This window comes from Streptomyces sp. TE5632 (assembly GCF_054061295.1).
Window position 1 is genome coordinate 1,212,034 of the sequence record NZ_JBSSEA010000003.1, and the last position, 15,506, is coordinate 1,227,539.

15 protein-coding genes and 2 tRNA genes are annotated in these 15,506 nt (G+C 71.7%); 3 read left to right on the forward strand and 14 right to left on the reverse strand.

The features are described 5' to 3' along the window. Positions 1 to 121: 121 nt before the first annotated feature. Positions 122 to 1,417 (forward strand): cytochrome b/b6 domain-containing protein, encoded by a 1,296-nt coding sequence (locus ACVW19_RS10740; RefSeq protein ID WP_457458727.1) that lies wholly within the window; start codon positions 122 to 124, stop codon positions 1,415 to 1,417. Positions 1,418 to 1,751: 334 nt separating this feature from the next. Next, positions 1,752 to 3,359: an NADH-ubiquinone oxidoreductase-F iron-sulfur binding region domain-containing protein gene (locus tag ACVW19_RS10745; protein ID WP_457458729.1), complete on the forward strand. Its 1,608-nt coding sequence runs from the start codon at positions 1,752 to 1,754 to the stop codon at positions 3,357 to 3,359. A 140-nt stretch (positions 3,360 to 3,499) separates the two neighbouring features. Here the strand turns inward: ACVW19_RS10745 and ACVW19_RS10750 are convergent. The 9 genes from ACVW19_RS10750 to ACVW19_RS10790 form a co-directional block, all read right to left on the reverse strand. After that, positions 3,500 to 3,572 (reverse strand) — tRNA-Ala (locus ACVW19_RS10750). 104 nt (positions 3,573 to 3,676) lie between these two features. Then, entirely contained in the window at positions 3,677 to 3,910 is a 234-nt protein-coding gene (locus ACVW19_RS10755; protein ID WP_457458730.1) for a hypothetical protein, read from the reverse strand. A 3-nt stretch (positions 3,911 to 3,913) separates the two neighbouring features. Beyond that, positions 3,914 to 4,105 carry a hypothetical protein gene (locus ACVW19_RS10760; protein ID WP_457458732.1) on the reverse strand — a complete coding sequence of 64 codons (192 nt, stop codon included), beginning with the start codon at positions 4,103 to 4,105 and terminating at the stop codon, positions 3,914 to 3,916. 237 nt (positions 4,106 to 4,342) lie between these two features. Next, positions 4,343 to 4,415: transfer RNA gene (locus tag ACVW19_RS10765), tRNA-Ala, on the reverse strand. A 93-nt stretch (positions 4,416 to 4,508) separates the two neighbouring features. Next, the gene (locus ACVW19_RS10770) at positions 4,509 to 5,183 is read right to left on the reverse strand and encodes a histidine phosphatase family protein (protein WP_457458734.1); all 675 of its coding nucleotides are present in this window, start codon (positions 5,181 to 5,183) and stop codon (positions 4,509 to 4,511) included. Beyond that, entirely contained in the window at positions 5,174 to 5,620 is a 447-nt protein-coding gene (rsfS, locus tag ACVW19_RS10775; RefSeq protein ID WP_457458735.1) for a ribosome silencing factor, read from the reverse strand. The genes ACVW19_RS10770 and rsfS overlap by 10 nt, the downstream gene beginning before the upstream one ends. A gap of 116 nt (positions 5,621 to 5,736) precedes the next feature. Beyond that, positions 5,737 to 7,584 carry an LCP family protein gene (locus ACVW19_RS10780; RefSeq protein WP_457458737.1) on the reverse strand — a complete coding sequence of 616 codons (1,848 nt, stop codon included), beginning with the start codon at positions 7,582 to 7,584 and terminating at the stop codon, positions 5,737 to 5,739. Between the two features lie 16 nt (positions 7,585 to 7,600). After that, on the reverse strand, positions 7,601 to 8,359 hold the full coding sequence (gene nadD, locus ACVW19_RS10785; protein WP_457458739.1) for a nicotinate-nucleotide adenylyltransferase: 759 nt from the start codon (positions 8,357 to 8,359) through the stop codon (positions 7,601 to 7,603). Positions 8,360 to 8,465: 106 nt separating this feature from the next. Beyond that, positions 8,466 to 8,630: a hypothetical protein gene (locus tag ACVW19_RS10790; protein WP_457458741.1), complete on the reverse strand. Its 165-nt coding sequence runs from the start codon at positions 8,628 to 8,630 to the stop codon at positions 8,466 to 8,468. Positions 8,631 to 8,997: 367 nt separating this feature from the next. Here ACVW19_RS10790 and ACVW19_RS10795 point away from each other — a divergent pair, with 367 nt between their 5' ends. Beyond that, positions 8,998 to 10,149 (forward strand): M48 family metallopeptidase, encoded by a 1,152-nt coding sequence (locus tag ACVW19_RS10795; RefSeq protein WP_457458743.1) that lies wholly within the window; start codon positions 8,998 to 9,000, stop codon positions 10,147 to 10,149. A 61-nt stretch (positions 10,150 to 10,210) separates the two neighbouring features. Here ACVW19_RS10795 and ACVW19_RS10800 read toward each other — a convergent pair whose 3' ends face one another. The 5 genes from ACVW19_RS10800 to proB all read right to left on the reverse strand — a co-directional run bounded on the left by ACVW19_RS10800 (position 10,211) and on the right by proB (position 15,286). Further along, positions 10,211 to 11,281, reverse strand: a complete 1,071-nt coding sequence (locus ACVW19_RS10800; RefSeq protein WP_457458745.1) for an SCO2583 family membrane protein — start codon at positions 11,279 to 11,281, stop codon at positions 10,211 to 10,213. 88 nt (positions 11,282 to 11,369) lie between these two features. Continuing rightward, positions 11,370 to 11,960: an SCO2584 family spore wall biosynthesis protein gene (locus ACVW19_RS10805; RefSeq protein WP_457458746.1), complete on the reverse strand. Its 591-nt coding sequence runs from the start codon at positions 11,958 to 11,960 to the stop codon at positions 11,370 to 11,372. Between the two features lie 107 nt (positions 11,961 to 12,067). Further along, positions 12,068 to 13,354, reverse strand: coding sequence for a glutamate-5-semialdehyde dehydrogenase (locus tag ACVW19_RS10810; protein WP_457458749.1), 1,287 nt, complete (start codon positions 13,352 to 13,354; stop codon positions 12,068 to 12,070). Positions 13,355 to 13,578: 224 nt separating this feature from the next. Beyond that, the gene (locus tag ACVW19_RS10815; RefSeq protein WP_457458751.1) at positions 13,579 to 14,046 is read right to left on the reverse strand and encodes a hypothetical protein; all 468 of its coding nucleotides are present in this window, start codon (positions 14,044 to 14,046) and stop codon (positions 13,579 to 13,581) included. A 133-nt stretch (positions 14,047 to 14,179) separates the two neighbouring features. Then, positions 14,180 to 15,286, reverse strand: a complete 1,107-nt coding sequence (gene proB, locus ACVW19_RS10820; protein ID WP_457464544.1) for a glutamate 5-kinase — start codon at positions 15,284 to 15,286, stop codon at positions 14,180 to 14,182. Positions 15,287 to 15,506: the final 220 nt, after the last annotated feature.

Consider the following 15,506-nt stretch of genomic DNA (forward strand, 5'->3'; position numbering starts at 1 on the left):
GGAGTTCCCCCATGAACCCTCGTCCAGACAGCAGCCCACCGCCCGTTCAGGGCCGGTCGGCTGCCGGTCAGTCGTACCCGCTCGCCGTCGTGCTTTCCGTCGTGACATGGGGAGGTAGGGCGTGAGGCCGGACGACAGCACGGCGGACGACTGGTTCCTCGAGTTCCTCAACTTCGGCGCGGGCGTCCTGTCGCTCGTCTGCCTGAGCTGCTCGGTGATCTGGGGGCTCGTCGCCCAGGACCGGGTTCTGCTCGGCCCGCGCGAGCGCATCCTGGCGCAGGCCGTGCACCGCACCACCGCGGTCGGTTCGGTCGTCTTCCTGCTGGTGCACATAGTCATCAAGCTGGTCCTGGACCACACCACCTGGATCGCCGCGGTACTGCCCTTCGGGCTGCTCCTCACGGACGACGAGGTGGTCGCCGGCCGGAGCTTCCTGGTCGGCCTGGGCACGCTGGCCGGCATGCTGATGATCTTCGTGGCCATCACCGGCATCCTGCGCAACCGCTTCGCCTCGCCCGCCCCCGTCGCGGCACGCTGGCGCGCCATGCACATGCTGGCCTACCCGGCCTGGTGCGCCGCGCTGGTGCACGGGCTCTACGCGGGTCGAGCGGCCAAGCCGATCTTCCTGATCCTGTACGGCCTGTCCGTGCTCGGCGTCATGGCCGTCCTGGTGCTGCGCGTCTCCCCGCCCTCGGTCAAGCGCAAGGTCGCCGACCAGGTCACCGGCCTGCTCGGCATCACCGACCAGTCGGGCCGCGACGTCCTGGAGAAGAGCCGCTCCCGGTCGGCCGAGGCGTCGCTTTCCGGCTACGAGAGCGGCGGCAGACGGGCCTCCCGGTCCCGTTCCGAGCGCCCCGAGCCGGCGGCCCGGCCGCGCTACGAGGCCGCCGAACGCGTCACGCCGGCGCCGGATCCCGCGAACGGCTTCGCGGCCGCCTACCGCGCGGTCTCGCCCCCGCCCGCCCCGCCCCAGCCTCAGCAGCCCTTCTACGCCGACCAGACCGCCCGCATGGAACTGCCCCTGGACATGCAGCCCACGCAGGCCGTCCCGCGCGTGGACACCCCTCCCATGGGCGCACCCCTCATGGACGTGTCACGTGTGGAAGGCCCCTCCAGCACCTCGGGCAACTGGCCCATCCCCTCCCCGCCACCGGTCGGCGAGGCCCCGCCGTCGGCCTACGACCCGCTCCAGGACACCGGATACAACATTCCGACCTACGACAATTCGACCGCACCGGGCTACGGCACGAGTGATGTGCGCGACACCGGTGAGTCGAACCCCCTCTACGGCACGTACAACCCGAGTGACACGTACAACAGCGGTCCCGCCACTGATCCATCGCCCGGTGCGTCGTACGACTTCGACGCACCGGGTTCGGCCGAACCTTGGAACACGCCTTCCGGAGGCTTCAATTGAACCCTCCCCCAGCTGAAGCGGGGGGATTCCTGGCTCAGGACGCCTCGCAGGTCAACGACCTGCGAGGTCCTGCTCCCTCAACACCAGCCGGGACGGAACCTGCCCGGTTCGTCGAGCAAAGCCCGGGTGTGCCGTCCTGGCTCTCGATCGACACGGTGTGCCCGCCCGGTTCCCGCACCGCACGGCAGGCACCCCACCCGACCACATGGGCGGTATTGCGCCGTAGAGGCGAAATGCCGCTCTCGCCTTGCCCCGCAAGGGTTCGAATCTCCTCCGCAAGCGGGCAGTACTCCCACCTCGGCCCGAAGGCCGGGGCATCCTCGAAGGAGGTCAGGTGAACGAGGCTCTGCCCGACGTACCCGAAGTCCGCGTCGTCGGACTTCCCCAGCTCACGTCGGGCTTCGACCTTGTCGACCGGCTCGATCTCCCCATGCACCTCAAGGTGCACGGGCCGCTCGAACCCCTGGGCGGCGAACAGCTCGCCCAGCTGGCTGAACGCATCAACCTCAGGGGCCGCGGCGGCGCGGGCTTCCCCTTCCACAAGAAGCTGCGCTCGGTCGCCGAAACAGCGATCAAGCGCGGCGTCCGGCCGGTCGTCGTCGTCAACGGCAGCGAGGACGAACCGGCCTGCCGCAAGGACACGGTGCTGATCAACCGCGCCCCGCATCTCATCCTGGACGGCGCGCTGCTGTGCGCCGAGGCCATGGGTGCCCGCACGCTCGTGGTGGGGGTCACCCGGGAGTCCACCCAGCGCTCCATGGAGGCCGCGCTGGCCGAACGCGGCCTCAACAACGGGCGCCGGTCCGTGCTGCGCGCCCGCGTGCAGCGCAACCCGGTGCGGATGGTCACGGGCGCCGCGGCCTCACTGATCCGCTCCATCGACGGCGGTCCGGCGATCCCGCCCGGCCGCAAGACCAGCGCCTCGAAGAACGGCGTCGGCGGTGCGCCCACCCTGCTGTCCAACGCCGAGACGTTCGCCCAGCTCGCCATCGCCGCCCGCATCGGCCCGGAGCGCTACGGCAACACCGGCCTGTACGACGAACCCGGCACCGTCATGCTCACGGTGTCCGGGGCGGTCGCCCGCCCCATGGTGGTCGAGGTCCCGACGGGCGTACCGCTGCGCTACGTCCTGCAGCTCGCCGGTGCGCCGCCGGTGCCGCAGGGGGTGCTGACCGGCGGCTACCACGGCAAGTGGATCGACGCGGCGACCGTCAACGAGGCGATCGTCTCCCGCAACTCCCTGGACGCGGTGGGCGGCGCCCTCGGCGCGGGGGCGATCCTGCCGATCAGTCAGAACACCTGCCCGCTGGGCGAGTCGCTGATGGTGGCGAAGTGGCTGGCCGAGGAGAGCGCCAACCAGTGCGGCCCGTGCTACCTGGGCCTGCCGGCCGCCGCACGCGGCCTGGAGGACATCCTCAACGGCGGCGGACCGGCCGCCCTGGAGGCGGTCAAGCAGGTCGCCAAGAACGTGAAGCGGCGCGGCGCGTGTTCGCATCCGGACGGCTCCGCGATGTTCCTGGAGTCGACCATCAGGGCGTTCACCGACGACCTCACCGCCCACATCATGGGCAACGGCTGCGGGCGGCCCGTGGAGGGCGTCCTGCCGCTCTTCGAGGGCGGCCAGACCCCTACGGGCATCCCGGGCGGCGGCGGCGAGGAGAACGGCCCCAGCCGCCAGAAGATCTTCGTCGACTGGACGCTGTGCCGGGGCCACGGGCTGTGCGCGGACCTCCTCCCGGAGGTCTTCCAGCTCGGCGCGGACGGCTTCCCGACGGTCGCTCAGGCCCAGGTGCCGCGCCGCGCCGAGGACAAGGCGCTGCGCGCGGTGCGCCGCTGCCCGGCACTGGCCCTGCGCATCGAGGAGGGGGCTTCGTCCAAGGCGCCCTCCCGCAATCTGCCGGTCCTCTCCCAGGGGCGCGGCCGGCGCGCACTGGGCCGCTGACACTGACCTGTGCGGGGCCCCCTCGGGGTGCCCCGCACAGGCGCCTCCCCGAGCCGCCGCACACCGTCCCCACGGTTCACCGTCCCCACAAACGCGTCGAGGGCGGACCATCCCTTCGGATGATCCGCCCTCGACTGCTGTGGAGCTAAGGAGAATTGAACTCCTGACCTCCTGCATGCCATGCAGGCGCTCTACCAACTGAGCTATAGCCCCAGGTCCTGCTCCCGCCCGGTTTCCCCGGCGGCGACGCCAACTTTACACGGTCATCGGGGTCCAACACCAAATCGATTCCGGTGCGCCCGGTTCCACCCGCATTGTCACGCGGTCACGAACGAATAGAAGCGTTTGAGCGTGCAGTGCTCCTCCAGGAGCCGGCCGTAGATCGGTTCGCCCTCGAGTTCGCGGTACGTCTCGATCGGGTCGCCCTTTATGATCAGCGCCCGCGCGCACTCCTCGCACCAGTACTGGTAGTCGGGATTGACCGGTTCCATGTCCCGGACGATCGGCCTCCCGCTGCCGCACCAGTCACACCTTCGCCTGTGCGCACCCATCACTCAGCTCCAGCTGTGGCCGCAGGCCGTACACACGTAGGAGACACCGCCGTTGTCACCGAGGACGCCGAGGCCGTCAAGAAATCCGACGACGTGCGCGAAGCCGCGTGAAGGGCAACGGTGGCGGGCCGAGGTCCGTCGTGTCGACACCCCGCCGAGGAGGTGGTCGACCTCCCCGTGGATGCTCGCAGGCATCACAACTCCCTCCCGTCGGGCCGCGCCCCCTTCCGGCCGTTTGATTCTGCCACGGCCGGGCCGATGCGGTCAGCGACGCCTGGATACCGTTCAAGACACGGATCGGCGCCTCATGGAGGTATACGCCCGCCGGCCCCGGACTGCTCAACCAGGAACAACGAAAGATCCCGCCCTCGTACCGAGGACGGGATCTTCGTCGGGTGAAGCGGTGGATCTCTCGATCCGACACCCCATCTGTGGAGCTAAGGAGAATTGAACTCCTGACCTCCTGCATGCCATGCAGGCGCTCTACCAACTGAGCTATAGCCCCGAGTGTTCTTCCCGCTCGGCGGGCGAACAAGAAGAACTTTAGCCTGCGACCTGCCGGAAAGTGAAATCCGGCCCCCGGTCAGTCGTCCGTCGGTCAGTCGTCGTCGCCGAGCACCGGTTCCGGCAGGGTGCCGGCGTTGTGCTCCAGCAGCCGCCAGCCGCGGGCGCCCTCGCCGAGGACGGACCAGCAGCAGTTGGTGAGCCCGCCGAGGCCCTCCCAGTTGCGCGGGTCCAGCCCGAGCAGCCGGCCGATGGTGGTGCGGATCGTGCCGCCGTGGCTGACCACCACGAGCGTGCCGTCGTCCGGGAGCTTCTCGGTGTGCCGGAGCACCACGGGAGCGGCGCGGTCGGCGACCTCGGTCTCCAGTTCGCCGCCGCCCCTGCGCACCGGCTCGCCGCGCTTCCAGGCGGTGTACTCGTCGCCGTACCTGGCGATGATCTCGTCGTGCGTCAGGCCCTGCCAGACGCCCGCGTAGGTCTCCCGCAGGGCCTCGTCGTGAACCGGCTCCAGACCGGTGAGCGCGGCGAGTTCCGCGGCGGTGTGCGCGGCCCGCTTCAGGTCGGAGGCGATGATCGCGTCCGGTTCGAGGCCCGCGAGGAGGCGCGCGGCCCGGCGGGCCTGGGCGACGCCGGTCTCGGTGAGCTCCACGTCGGTGCTGCCCTGGAAGCGGCGCTCCACGTTCCAGGAGGTCTGGCCGTGGCGCCACAGGATGATGCGGCGGCCCCGGCGACCGGACCCGGACACCTCACCGGCGGCGCTCACCGCCACTCACCACCCGGCTCCGCGGCCTCCTCGGCCTCCAGCTGCCGGGCGTGCTCCGCGGCCCTGCCGCGGGTCGCCACGGCGTCCGCGGGCAGCTCCAGCTCGGGGCAGTCCTTCCACAGCCGCTCCAGGGCGTAGAAGACCCGCTCCTCGCTGTGCTGGACGTGGACGACGATGTCGACGTAGTCGAGCAGGACCCAGCGGGCCTCGCGGTCGCCCTCGCGGCGCACCGGCTTGGCGCCGAGCTCCTTGCTGAGCCGCTCCTCGATCTCGTCGACGATCGACTTGACCTGGCGGTCGTTGGGCGCGGAGGCCAGCAGGAAGGCGTCGGTGATGGACAGCACGTCACTGACGTCGTAGGCGACGATGTCGTGCGCGAGCTTGTCGGCGGCCGCCTGGGCGGCGGCGGTGACGAGCTCGATGGAACGGTCGGTTGCGGTCACTACACGGCTTTCGCTCGGAGGTCGGGTTGCCTCCAAGGGTCTCACGGACCGCCGGGCACGCCCCACGCGTTTCGGGGGCGCACCCGGGCGGGGACGCCGGTGGCGTCCCCGCCCGGTCAGCTGCCGGGCTCGTAGTCCTGGCCGAGGAGCACCGAGATCCTGGCGTTCCCGGAGACCTCGCCCTTGGTGACGGAGGAGGTGGGCAGTCCCAGGGTCTTCGCCACCTCGTTGGCGTTCTCCTTGTCGGCGGCGTCGGCGTAGACGACCTCGGAGGTCGCCTCCGCGGTGGCCGTGCCGCCCTTCAGGAAGGTGAAGCCGCCGTTGAGGAGCACCACGCGGGCCTTCTCGGTGTTGTCCTCCACACCGGTGGCGTTGCGCACCGAGACGCTGACCGCGGCGTCCTTGTCGGGGCTCTTCGCCGTGCCGCCGAGCACCTCCTTGACCACGCTGTCGCTCGTCTCGGCGGTGAGCGTGCCGTCCTCCTGCACGGGCAGCAGCGCGGTCCTGTGGTCGCCGCCCTTGGCGAGGTCGGCGAGCCGGGCGAGGAAGGAGCCGAGGTCCTTGTCGGTCAGGGGCGGCTCGATGATCTGCCCCAGGGTCTGGACGGTGATCGTCGCGGCGCCCGCGTCGGAGGTCATCTTCCGCAGCACCCCCTGCATGACCTGCCCGAACCGCTCCAGCTGGGCGTCCTGCGCCTCGCCGGAGCCGCGGTGGGTGGCGTAGGCGACGGCCATCTTGCCGGAGAGGGTCTGGCTCTTCCCCTTCTTGACGAGAGGTGCCTCGCCCTTCTTCTTGGCGGCCGGGTCGGGCACGTCGGCGTCGGTGTCGATGTCGATGTTGCCGACCAGGTCGACGAGGTTCTGCAGATAGGGCGTGTCCAGCCGCCAGGTGCCCTCGATGTCGGTGCCGAGGGCCGTGTCGAGCGCGGTCCGGGTCCCGCCGGAGCCGTCGTCCTCGACCGACTTGGCGAGCGTGGTGGTGGTGCCGTCCTCCGCGGCGAGGGCCAGGGAGTTGGGCAGCAGGACGGTGGTGCCCTGCTTGGTGGTGGTGTTGTCGACGAGCAGCGCGGTGGCGGTGCCGCCGCCCTTGGTGTCGTGCAGGTGGACGACGATGACGTCCCGTTTCTGGGCGCCCGCGGCCGTCGTGGTGCCGGTGCCGTCGTCGGAGCCGGTGCCGGGCAGTTTCCCGGCGTACCAGAGGTAGCCGACGCCGCCGGCCGCGACCAGCGCGAAGACCACGACGAGGGCGACGATCCGGCTGCGTGCGCGGCGCTTGGCCTCCTCGCGGCGCTCGGTGCGGTTCTCGGTGAACTTCAGCCAGTCGATGACGTCCTCGGAGTCACCGTCCGGTTCCTCGACGAAGGCGAACTGCTCGGTGCGGTAGTCCTGTTCGGGTGCCTCGGAGTCGGCGGGGAGGTCGGCGGGGCCGGTCCGGTCGTCGGTCCGGCCGGTCTCGTCGTCGGCGGGGCCGGGCTGGTGCGGAATGTGCGCGGTCTGCGCGGTGTGCGCGGTCTGCTCGGCGATCCGGGACTGCCGGCCGGTGCCGTCGTGCGCGGTCTGCCCGTAGGAGTCCCCGTAGGGGTCGTACGGCGGTGCCGTCCCGCCGCTCTGCGGGGTGCCGTAGGGGTCGTACGAGTCGTAGGTGCCGGGAGCGGCGGGGGCGGCGGTGTCCTGGGCCCCGTAGGGGTCGTACGGCGGCCGGGGCTGCTGCGGGCCGCCCGTGGCGTACGGGTCGTAGCCGTAGCCCTGCTGCCCCTGGCCGTCCCCGTACTGGTCCTGGCCCTGGCCCTGGTACTGCTGGTACTGGTCCTGGTGCCCCTGCTGCCCGTACGGGTCGTACGGCTGCCGCGGGGCCTGCTGGGCCTGGTCCTGGCGGTAGACGGGCCGTCCGTACTCGTCGTAGCCGACGAGCCCGTACGGGTCGTCCCCGCCGTCGCCGTATCCCGCCTCGTATCGGTCGTTCACCGGTGCCCCTCTCGGCTCACTCGCCGCGGTACAGCTCGCGTTTGGCGATGTAGCGCACGACCCCGTCCGGCACCAGGTACCAGACGGGATCCCCCTTGGCGACTCTCGCACGGCAGTCCGTCGATGAAATGGCCAGGGCGGGGACCTCGACGAGCGACACGCCTCCCTCGGGCAGGCCCGCGTCGGTCAGATGGTGGCCGGGCCTGGTGACGCCGATGAAGTGCGCCAGGGAGAACAGTTCCTCGCTGTCCCGCCAGGTGAGGATCTGGGCGAGGGCGTCGGCGCCGGTGATGAAGAACAGGTCCGTGTCGGGGTTGAGCGCGCGCAGGTCGCGCAGGGTGTCCACGGTGTAGGTGGGCCCGCCGCGGTCGATGTCGATTCGGCTCACCGAGAACTGCGGGTTCTCGACGGTCGCGACGACCGTCATCAGATAGCGGTCCTCCGCCGCGGAGACCACCCGATGGCTCTTCTGCCACGGCTGCCCGGTGGGGACGAAGACCACCTCGTCGAGGTGGAACCGCGCGGCGACCTCGCTGGCCGCCACCAGGTGCCCGTGGTGGATCGGGTCGAAGGTGCCACCCATGACACCGAGACGGCGCTTGCCCGGCTGCACCGTGCTGCCGCCCCGGCGCGGCGCCGGACGGTGCTCGGCGCCGCTCGCCGGTCGCGCGGCCGTGCCTTCGGCCCCGGACCCGGTGGTGACCTCGGTGGTTGCCTCGGTCGACTCCCCGCCCGTGTCCTTCGCCGGACCGACAGGCATGTCCTGCTCTCCCATGCGTGCAGACCCTACCGGCCCAACATGGCGGCCCCGACGGCCAGGTGTGCCCTCCGGCCGGCCCCGGACGGCCCGGGGCCGGTCCGGCGGCTCGTGCCGGGGGGTTCTAGCGGTCGCGGTTGAAGCGGGTGGTGATCCACAGCAGGACCAGCAGGGAGGCCAGGACACAGGCTCCGACGAAATAGGGGTTGAGGCTCTCGTGGTTACCGCTGTTCGCTCCGCCCTCGGCGGCGAGGGTGACCAACTGGGCAGCGGCGCTGGGGAAGCTCATCTTCGGCAGTACCTATCGCGTGTGGGCGGGATAAAGACTTCGGCTCATCGTAAGCGGGCACCTTCTCGGCGATCACCCCGACTCCGCCGTTGCGGGCCCGGCTGCCTTCCCGGCCGCCTCCCGGGCGGGCGCCGGGCCTCCACGGCGGGCACCGCGGCGGGTGCCCCGGCAGGCAACCATCCCGCCGCCCGGGCCGTCCTTCTCGGGGAGCCGCACGGCTCACATCCGGTCTGCCGGTCCACGCCGTCTCCGCCTAGGCTGGGCCTCGCCCCGGGGCGGGCGGCGCTCGAAGCAGGGACCGTACAGAGGACCGGCAAGGGACCGTCAAGGGGACCGCGAAGGTCACACAGACGCACATGGGGGACACATGTCCGACGGCCATCAGCACAACGGGCACGAGAACGTGCCGAACAGGCAGCGCAGGCGCTTCCCCGGAATCTCCTCGCGTGCGTACGAACACCCCGCCGACCGCTCCGCCCTGGTGGCGTTGCGCAAGCTGACCGGTTTCGACACGGTCTTCAAGGCGCTGAGCGGCCTGCTGCCCGAGCGCAGCCTGCGGCTGCTCTTCCTGTCCGACTCGGTGCGCGTCTCGGACCGGCAGTTCGCGCATCTCAACGTCATGCTGCGGGACGCCTGCTACATCCTGGACCTGGAGAAGGTCCCGCCGATGTACGTGAACCAGGATCCGACGCCGAACGCGATGTGCATCGGCCTGGACGAGCCGATCATCGTGGTCACCACGGGACTGGTCGAGCTGCTCGACGAGGAGGAGATGCGGGCCGTGGTCGGACACGAGGTCGGGCACGCGCTGTCCGGGCACTCGGTTTACCGGACCATCCTGCTGTTCCTGACGTCCCTCGCGGTGCGGGTGGCCTGGATTCCGCTGGGCAGTGTCGCGATCATGGCGATCGTGACGGCGCTGCGCGAGTGGTTCCGCAAGTCGGAGCTGTCCGCGGACCGTGCGGGGCTGCTGGTCGGCCAGGACCTCCAGGCCTCGATGCGCGGCCTGATGAAGATCGCCGGCGGCAACCATCTGCACGAGATGAACGTCGACGCGTTCCTGGAGCAGGCCGAGGAGTACGACGCCGGGGGCGATCTGCGCGACTCCGTGCTGAAGATCCTCAACGTGCTGCCCCGCTCGCACCCGTTCACCACCGTGCGGGCGGCCGAGCTGAAGAAGTGGGCGGAGTCCCGCGACCACCAGCGGCTCATGGACGGCCACTACCCGCGCCGCGACGAGGACAAGGACGCCTCGGTGCGGGACTCCTGGCGCGAGTCGGCGAGCAGCTACGCCGGTGACGTGAAGAACTCCAAGGATCCGCTGATGAAGCTGGTCAGCGACATCGCGGGCGGCGCCGGTGATCTGGGCGGCCGGGTCCGCCGCGGCTTCGGCGGCTTCACGTCGTCGGGGTCGTCGGGAACCTCGGGGTCCTCGGGGTCCTCGGGGTCGAAGCCCTCGCCGGGCTCCGGCTCGGACTCCGGTTCCGGGGACGACCGCCCGCCGCGCGACGACACGTGAGGCACACCTGAGGCGCGGGAGCCACGACGGGTGCGGCCGCGCGGCCACCGGGGGCGCGTCGTCACAGCCTGGGCTGCGCCCCCGCCGCCAGCGAGCCGCACAGGGCCGCGGTGCCGCCCGCGGCGTAGGGGTCGGTGCCGGCGGGGCCGCCCTCCTCGGCCGTGGCGCCCGCCAGCAGGGGGCGCAGCCGACCCGCCGAGTCCTCGGCGCAGGACAGCGGGCCGGCCTGGACGTACGAGACGGCGAGCTGTGCCTGGTGCAGGCGCAGGTCCTCGCGGTCGAAGCGGAAGCGCAGCTCGCGCCGGACCGTGAACAGCGACACCTCCGCGCCCTTCTCCGCACCGGCCGGCCGCAGCGCGTACACGGAGGTGTGGTCCGCGGTGACCTCAAGGGTGGAGGGGTCGGCCTCGGCGGCCTGCAGGGTGCCCTGGACGCGGATCCTGCGGTCGGCCAGCTCCGCGCGGGAGGGGTCGAAGCGGACGAGCCATCCGGTGGGCGCGTGCCGCCCGTCGGCGGCCGGCCGTGCGAAGCTCTGGTCGAACTGCTCCTGCTGGTCGGCGTCGAGCAGGACGCGTACCGAGTGGGTCTCCCCACCGGTGAGCACCGCGGGATCGAGCGCGGACCGGACGACGTAGTCCTTCGCGGTGATCAGCGCGGTCACGACCTGCCCGTCCGAGAAGTGCGCGGTGCTCCGGGACGCCGGGAGCGGCACCCCCTCGGCACCGACGCGGAACTGCGCCGCCGGACTCCTGGCGTACAACTTTTCGACGCTGGTGGTGCCGGGCACCTCGGCTTCGGGCTCGAGCGGGAGCACGGTCATGCGCAGGGGTTCGACCGTCTCCCCGGCGGTGGCCGCCCGGTAGGGGTGCTGTACGCCCATGTAGATCGCGGTGCCGAAGGCCAGGGCGATCAGGACCACGAGCACCAGCACCTGCCGGGACAGGCCCCGGCGGCGCCGCGGACGGCGGCGTACCGCGGGGGCGTGGTCGGTGATGCGCTCCTCGGCGGAGAACTCCTGGAGGCGGGCAGCACGGACGAAGGACTCGTCGAAGACGACGGACCGGTACTCGTCCTCGCCGCCCGAGGGGGCACCCTCGGGAGTCCCTCCGGGGGGGTCCGCTGGCCCTGCCATATCTTCAGAGTAGGTCGCGGGGAGCCCCCGTAAACGCCCTGCCGCACGACAAGTTCTGACAGGTTCTCACCAGGTCCGACCACCACTGTCAGGGGCTGGGCGGGATCACCGGGACGGTCGGTCGGGAGAAGTCGGCGGAGGCGGACGGTGTCACGCCGCCGCCCTGCTCCGGGCCGGTCGAGGCGGGCGTCGGAGCCGGGTCCTGACGCTGGGAGGAAGCCCCCCGGTAGACGGCCGAGAAGGCGAGCGCGACCATGCCGATGCCCATCACGAGGGCGAGCATCCAGGCGACCGGGCGGTGCCAGCGGACCTGTCTGCCGTACGGCCCCGGGGAGCCGTACCCGTCCTCCAGCACATCGGGGCCGTCGGAGTCGTCGTCCCCGTCGTCGAAGGAGTCACCGCGGCGGCGGCCGTATCCGCCGTACCCGCCTGCGTACCCGTCGTCGTACCGCTCGGTCTTCGGGCGGGTGCGGCGGGCCTCGGCCTCGGACGCCTCGGCTCTGGCCTGGGCGGCCGCCAGGAGGCGTTCGACGGCGGTCGGCTCGTGGACCACGGCCGCACCGATGAACGCCTCGTCGAAGACCACGGAGTCGAACGCGTCGTCCGACACTCCGCGGTCGTGGTCGTCGTCGGGCTCCCCGCCGTCAGGGAACGGCATGCCCCCCACGTCCTCCGGCACATCTCCAGAGTAGACCTGAGGGGTCAATTTGGGCAGACGGTATGGAAATTCATCCGTCTGCCCGAGCGCCCGTTCCGCCCCGCCCCCGGGGGCGGGGCGGCCGTGGTTCAGCGGCGGACGTGTCCGTCGCCGGTCACGATGTACTTGGTGCTGGTCAGCTCCGGCAGGCCCATCGGCCCCCGGGCGTGCAGCTTCTGCGTGGAGATGCCGATCTCCGCGCCGAAGCCGAACTGACCGCCGTCGGTGAACCGGGTGGAGGCGTTGACCGCGACGGTGGTGGAATCCACCAGTTGGGTGAACCGGCGGGCGGCCTGCTGCGAGGTGGTGACGATGGCCTCGGTGTGGCCGGAGGTCCACAGCCGGATGTGCTCCACGGCCCGGTCCAGGGAGTCGACGACCGCCGCGGCGATGTCGTAGGAGAGGTACTCGGTCTCCCAGTCCTCCGTGGTGGCCTCCACCACGGTCGCCTTGGAATCCTTGGCGTACGCCATCACCCGCTCGTCGGCGTGCACGGTGACCCCGGCGTCCGCCAGGGCGTCCAGGGCGCGCGGCAGGAACGCGGGGGCGATGTCCTGGTGGACCAGGAGGGTCTCGGCGGCGTTGCAGACGCCGACCCGCTGGGCCTTGGAGTTGACCAGGATCTCCACGGCGGTGTCGATGTCGGCGCGGGCGTCGACGTAGACGTGGCAGTTGCCGGTGCCGGTCTCGATGACCGGGACGATCGACTCCTGGACGATCGTGTTGATCAGGGAGGCGCCGCCGCGCGGGATGAGCACGTCGACCAGGCCACGGGCGCGCATCAGCTCGCGCACGCTGTCCCGGCTCTCGCCGGGCACCATCTGCACGGCGTCGGCGGGCAGCCCGGCGCCGCCCACCGCGTCGCGCAGCACCCGCACCAGCGCGGTGTTCGACCGGTACGCGGAGGACGAGCCGCGCAGCAGGACCGCGTTGCCGGACTTCAGGCACAGGGCGGCGGCGTCGACCGTGACGTTGGGGCGGCCCTCGTAGACGATCCCGACGACGCCGAGCGGCACCCGGACCTGCCGCAGGTCGATGCCGTTGGGCAGGGTGGAGCCGCGGACGACCTCGCCGACCGGGTCGGGCAACGCGGCCACGTCCCGTACGTCGGAGGCGATCGCGCGCACCCGCTCCGGGGTGAGGGTGAGCCGGTCGATCATGCCCTCGCCGATGCCCGCCTCGCGCGCCTTGGCCACGTCCTGGGCGTTGGCCTCGACGATCTCGCTCGCCCGGACCTCCAGCGCGTCCGCGATGGCGAGCAGCGCGTCGTCCTTGGCGGCACGCGGCAGCGGCGCGAGGGTGGCGGCGGCGCCCTTGGCCCGGTAGGCGGCCTGGTTGACCGGGGACATCGAGTCATAAGGCGAAAGCGTGGTCATGGGGGGAAGGATAATGCGGCCGGAGAGGGCCGGGGGCGGGGCCGCCGCCCCTTTGCGCCTAAACCGGCGCCGCTCTCGCGGACGTGGTGACGCACCGCAGGGGTTGCTCACCTCTTTGCGCCTAAACCGGCGCCGCTCTCGCGGACGTGGTGGCGCACCGCAGGGGTTGCTCAATTGATGGTTGCGGTGCGTGGTCGCCTAGTGGTTGCGGTGCGTGGTCGGGTTCAGAACGGGTGTACCCCCACCGGGGTCGCCGGGGCCGGGCCGTGGCCCGCGGCGATGCGCTGGTGGTAGGTGGCCCGGTCGATGACCTCCAGGCCGACGATCTCCCAGGGCGGCAGGCCCGCGGTCTGCCGGTGCTCGCCCCACAGCCGCAGCGCCACGGCGGCCGCGTCGTGCAGGTCCCGGGCCTCCTCCCAGTAGCGGACCTCCGCGTGGTCGTCGGCATACCGGCTGGTCAGCAGGAAGGGATGGTCGTGGGCGAGCTGCTCCAGGGCGCGGCGGACCTCGGCGACCGGGGCCCGGCTGCCGGAGACGCTGAGGGTGACGTGCCACAGGCGGGGGAGGTCCCGGTGCTCGCCGCCCTGGAACCGGTCCCCCGCCGCGACGCTGGTCAGGGCGCGCTCCTCGCCGGCCGCCCGGGAGCCGGCACCACCGCGGGACGCCGTCGTCCCAGGGCGTACTCGTCTCACGACGGCCTCCTTCACGCACAGGCCGGCTCTCGGGCCGGGCGGATGTGTCCCTGGAGGAAAGTTGAGCAGGCCGCCGGGCGTCATGGGGCGGTTTTGCGGAACGTCCACCGCGAGGGGCGGACGATCCGGGATATTACGGGTGCAGGACCACCAGATCGTCCCTGTGTACGATCTCGCGCTCGTACCCGGGTCCGAGATCGCGGGCGAGATCGCGGGTGGAACGGCCGATCAGCCGGGGGATCTCCTTGGCGTCGAAGTTGACCAGGCCGCGGGCCACCGGCCGCCCCGCGTGGTCCCGCAGTTCGACCGGATCGCCCGCGCTGAACTCGCCCTCGACGCCGGCGATCCCGGCCGGCAGCAGCGACATGCGGCGCTCCACGACCGCGCGCACCGCGCCGTCGTCGAGGGTGAGCGCGCCCTGCGGGGTGGATGCGTGCTGGAGCCAGAGCAGCCGGTCGGCGGAGCGCCGGCCGGTGGGGTGGAAGTACGTTCCGGTGTCCGCGCCGTCGAGGGCGTCGCTCGCGTGGGTGGCGCTGGTCAGCACGACCTGGAGGCCCGCGGCGGCGGCGATCCGGGCGGCCTCGACCTTGGTGACCATGCCGCCGGTGCCGACACCGGCCTTCCCCGCGCTGCCGATGTCGACGTGGGCGAGGTCCTCGGGACCCCGCACCTCGGCGATCCGTGAGGTGCCGGGCCGCGCGGGGTCGCCGTCGTACACGCCGTCCACGTCGGACAGCAGGACGAGCAGATCGGCGTGGACCAGGTGGGCGACGAGGGCGGCCAGGCGGTCGTTGTCGCCGAAGCGGATCTCGTCGGTGGCGACGGTGTCGTTCTCGTTGACGACCGGGAAGGCGCCCATCGCGAGCAGCTTGTCGAGGGTGCGGGAGGCGTTGCGGTGGTGGGCGCGGCGGCTCATGTCGTCGGAGGTCAGCAGTACCTGGCCGACACGGACGCCGTAGCGGGCGAAGGAGGCCGTGTAACGGGCCACCAGCAGGCCCTGGCCGACGCTGGCGGCGGCCTGCTGGCGGGCGAGGTCCCTGGGGCGCCGGGCGAGGCCCAGCGGGGCGAGGCCGGCGGCGATGGCACCGGAGGAGACGAGGACGAGTTCGCGCTCCCCTCCGGACCGCACTTTGGCGAGCACGTCGACGAGTGCGTCGACCCGGTCGGCGTCCAGACCTCCCGCCGCGGTGGTCAGCGAGGAGGATCCCACCTTGACGACGATCCTGCGGGCCTCGCCCACGGCCTGCCTTGCCCGTGCCACCTGGTGTTCCGTCCCCTCGTGTCGGTCATGGGGCCCGTGCCGTGCCGGCCATGGGCCCGTTTGGCAATCTACGCGAAGCGGGGCGGGGCACGCCTGCCGGTCCAGGTTCCGGACACCCCCGCGTAACCGCTCAGCCACGGAACGGGTATGTGAAAAAGGTTGCGTTGGTTGCCTGTAGAAATTAAAGCTTCCGGAAACA

What these genes read in the sequence shown, in the direction of transcription:
- nadD (WP_457458739.1), bottom strand. Translation starts at nt 8,359, where the DNA reads ATGGGAGAGCAGGACATGCCTGTCGGTCCGGCGAAGGACACGGGCGGG.
- ACVW19_RS10810 (WP_457458749.1), bottom strand. Translation starts at nt 13,354, where the DNA reads ATGACCACGCTTTCGCCTTATGACTCGATGTCCCCGGTCAACCAGGCC.
- ACVW19_RS10760 (WP_457458732.1), bottom strand. Translation starts at nt 4,105, where the DNA reads ATGCCTGCGAGCATCCACGGGGAGGTCGACCACCTCCTCGGCGGGGTG.
- ACVW19_RS10790 (WP_457458741.1), bottom strand. Translation starts at nt 8,630, where the DNA reads ATGAGCTTCCCCAGCGCCGCTGCCCAGTTGGTCACCCTCGCCGCCGAG.
- ACVW19_RS10795 (WP_457458743.1), top strand. Translation starts at nt 8,998, where the DNA reads ATGTCCGACGGCCATCAGCACAACGGGCACGAGAACGTGCCGAACAGG.
- ACVW19_RS10755 (WP_457458730.1), bottom strand. Translation starts at nt 3,910, where the DNA reads ATGGGTGCGCACAGGCGAAGGTGTGACTGGTGCGGCAGCGGGAGGCCG.
- ACVW19_RS10800 (WP_457458745.1), bottom strand. Translation starts at nt 11,281, where the DNA reads ATGGCAGGGCCAGCGGACCCCCCCGGAGGGACTCCCGAGGGTGCCCCC.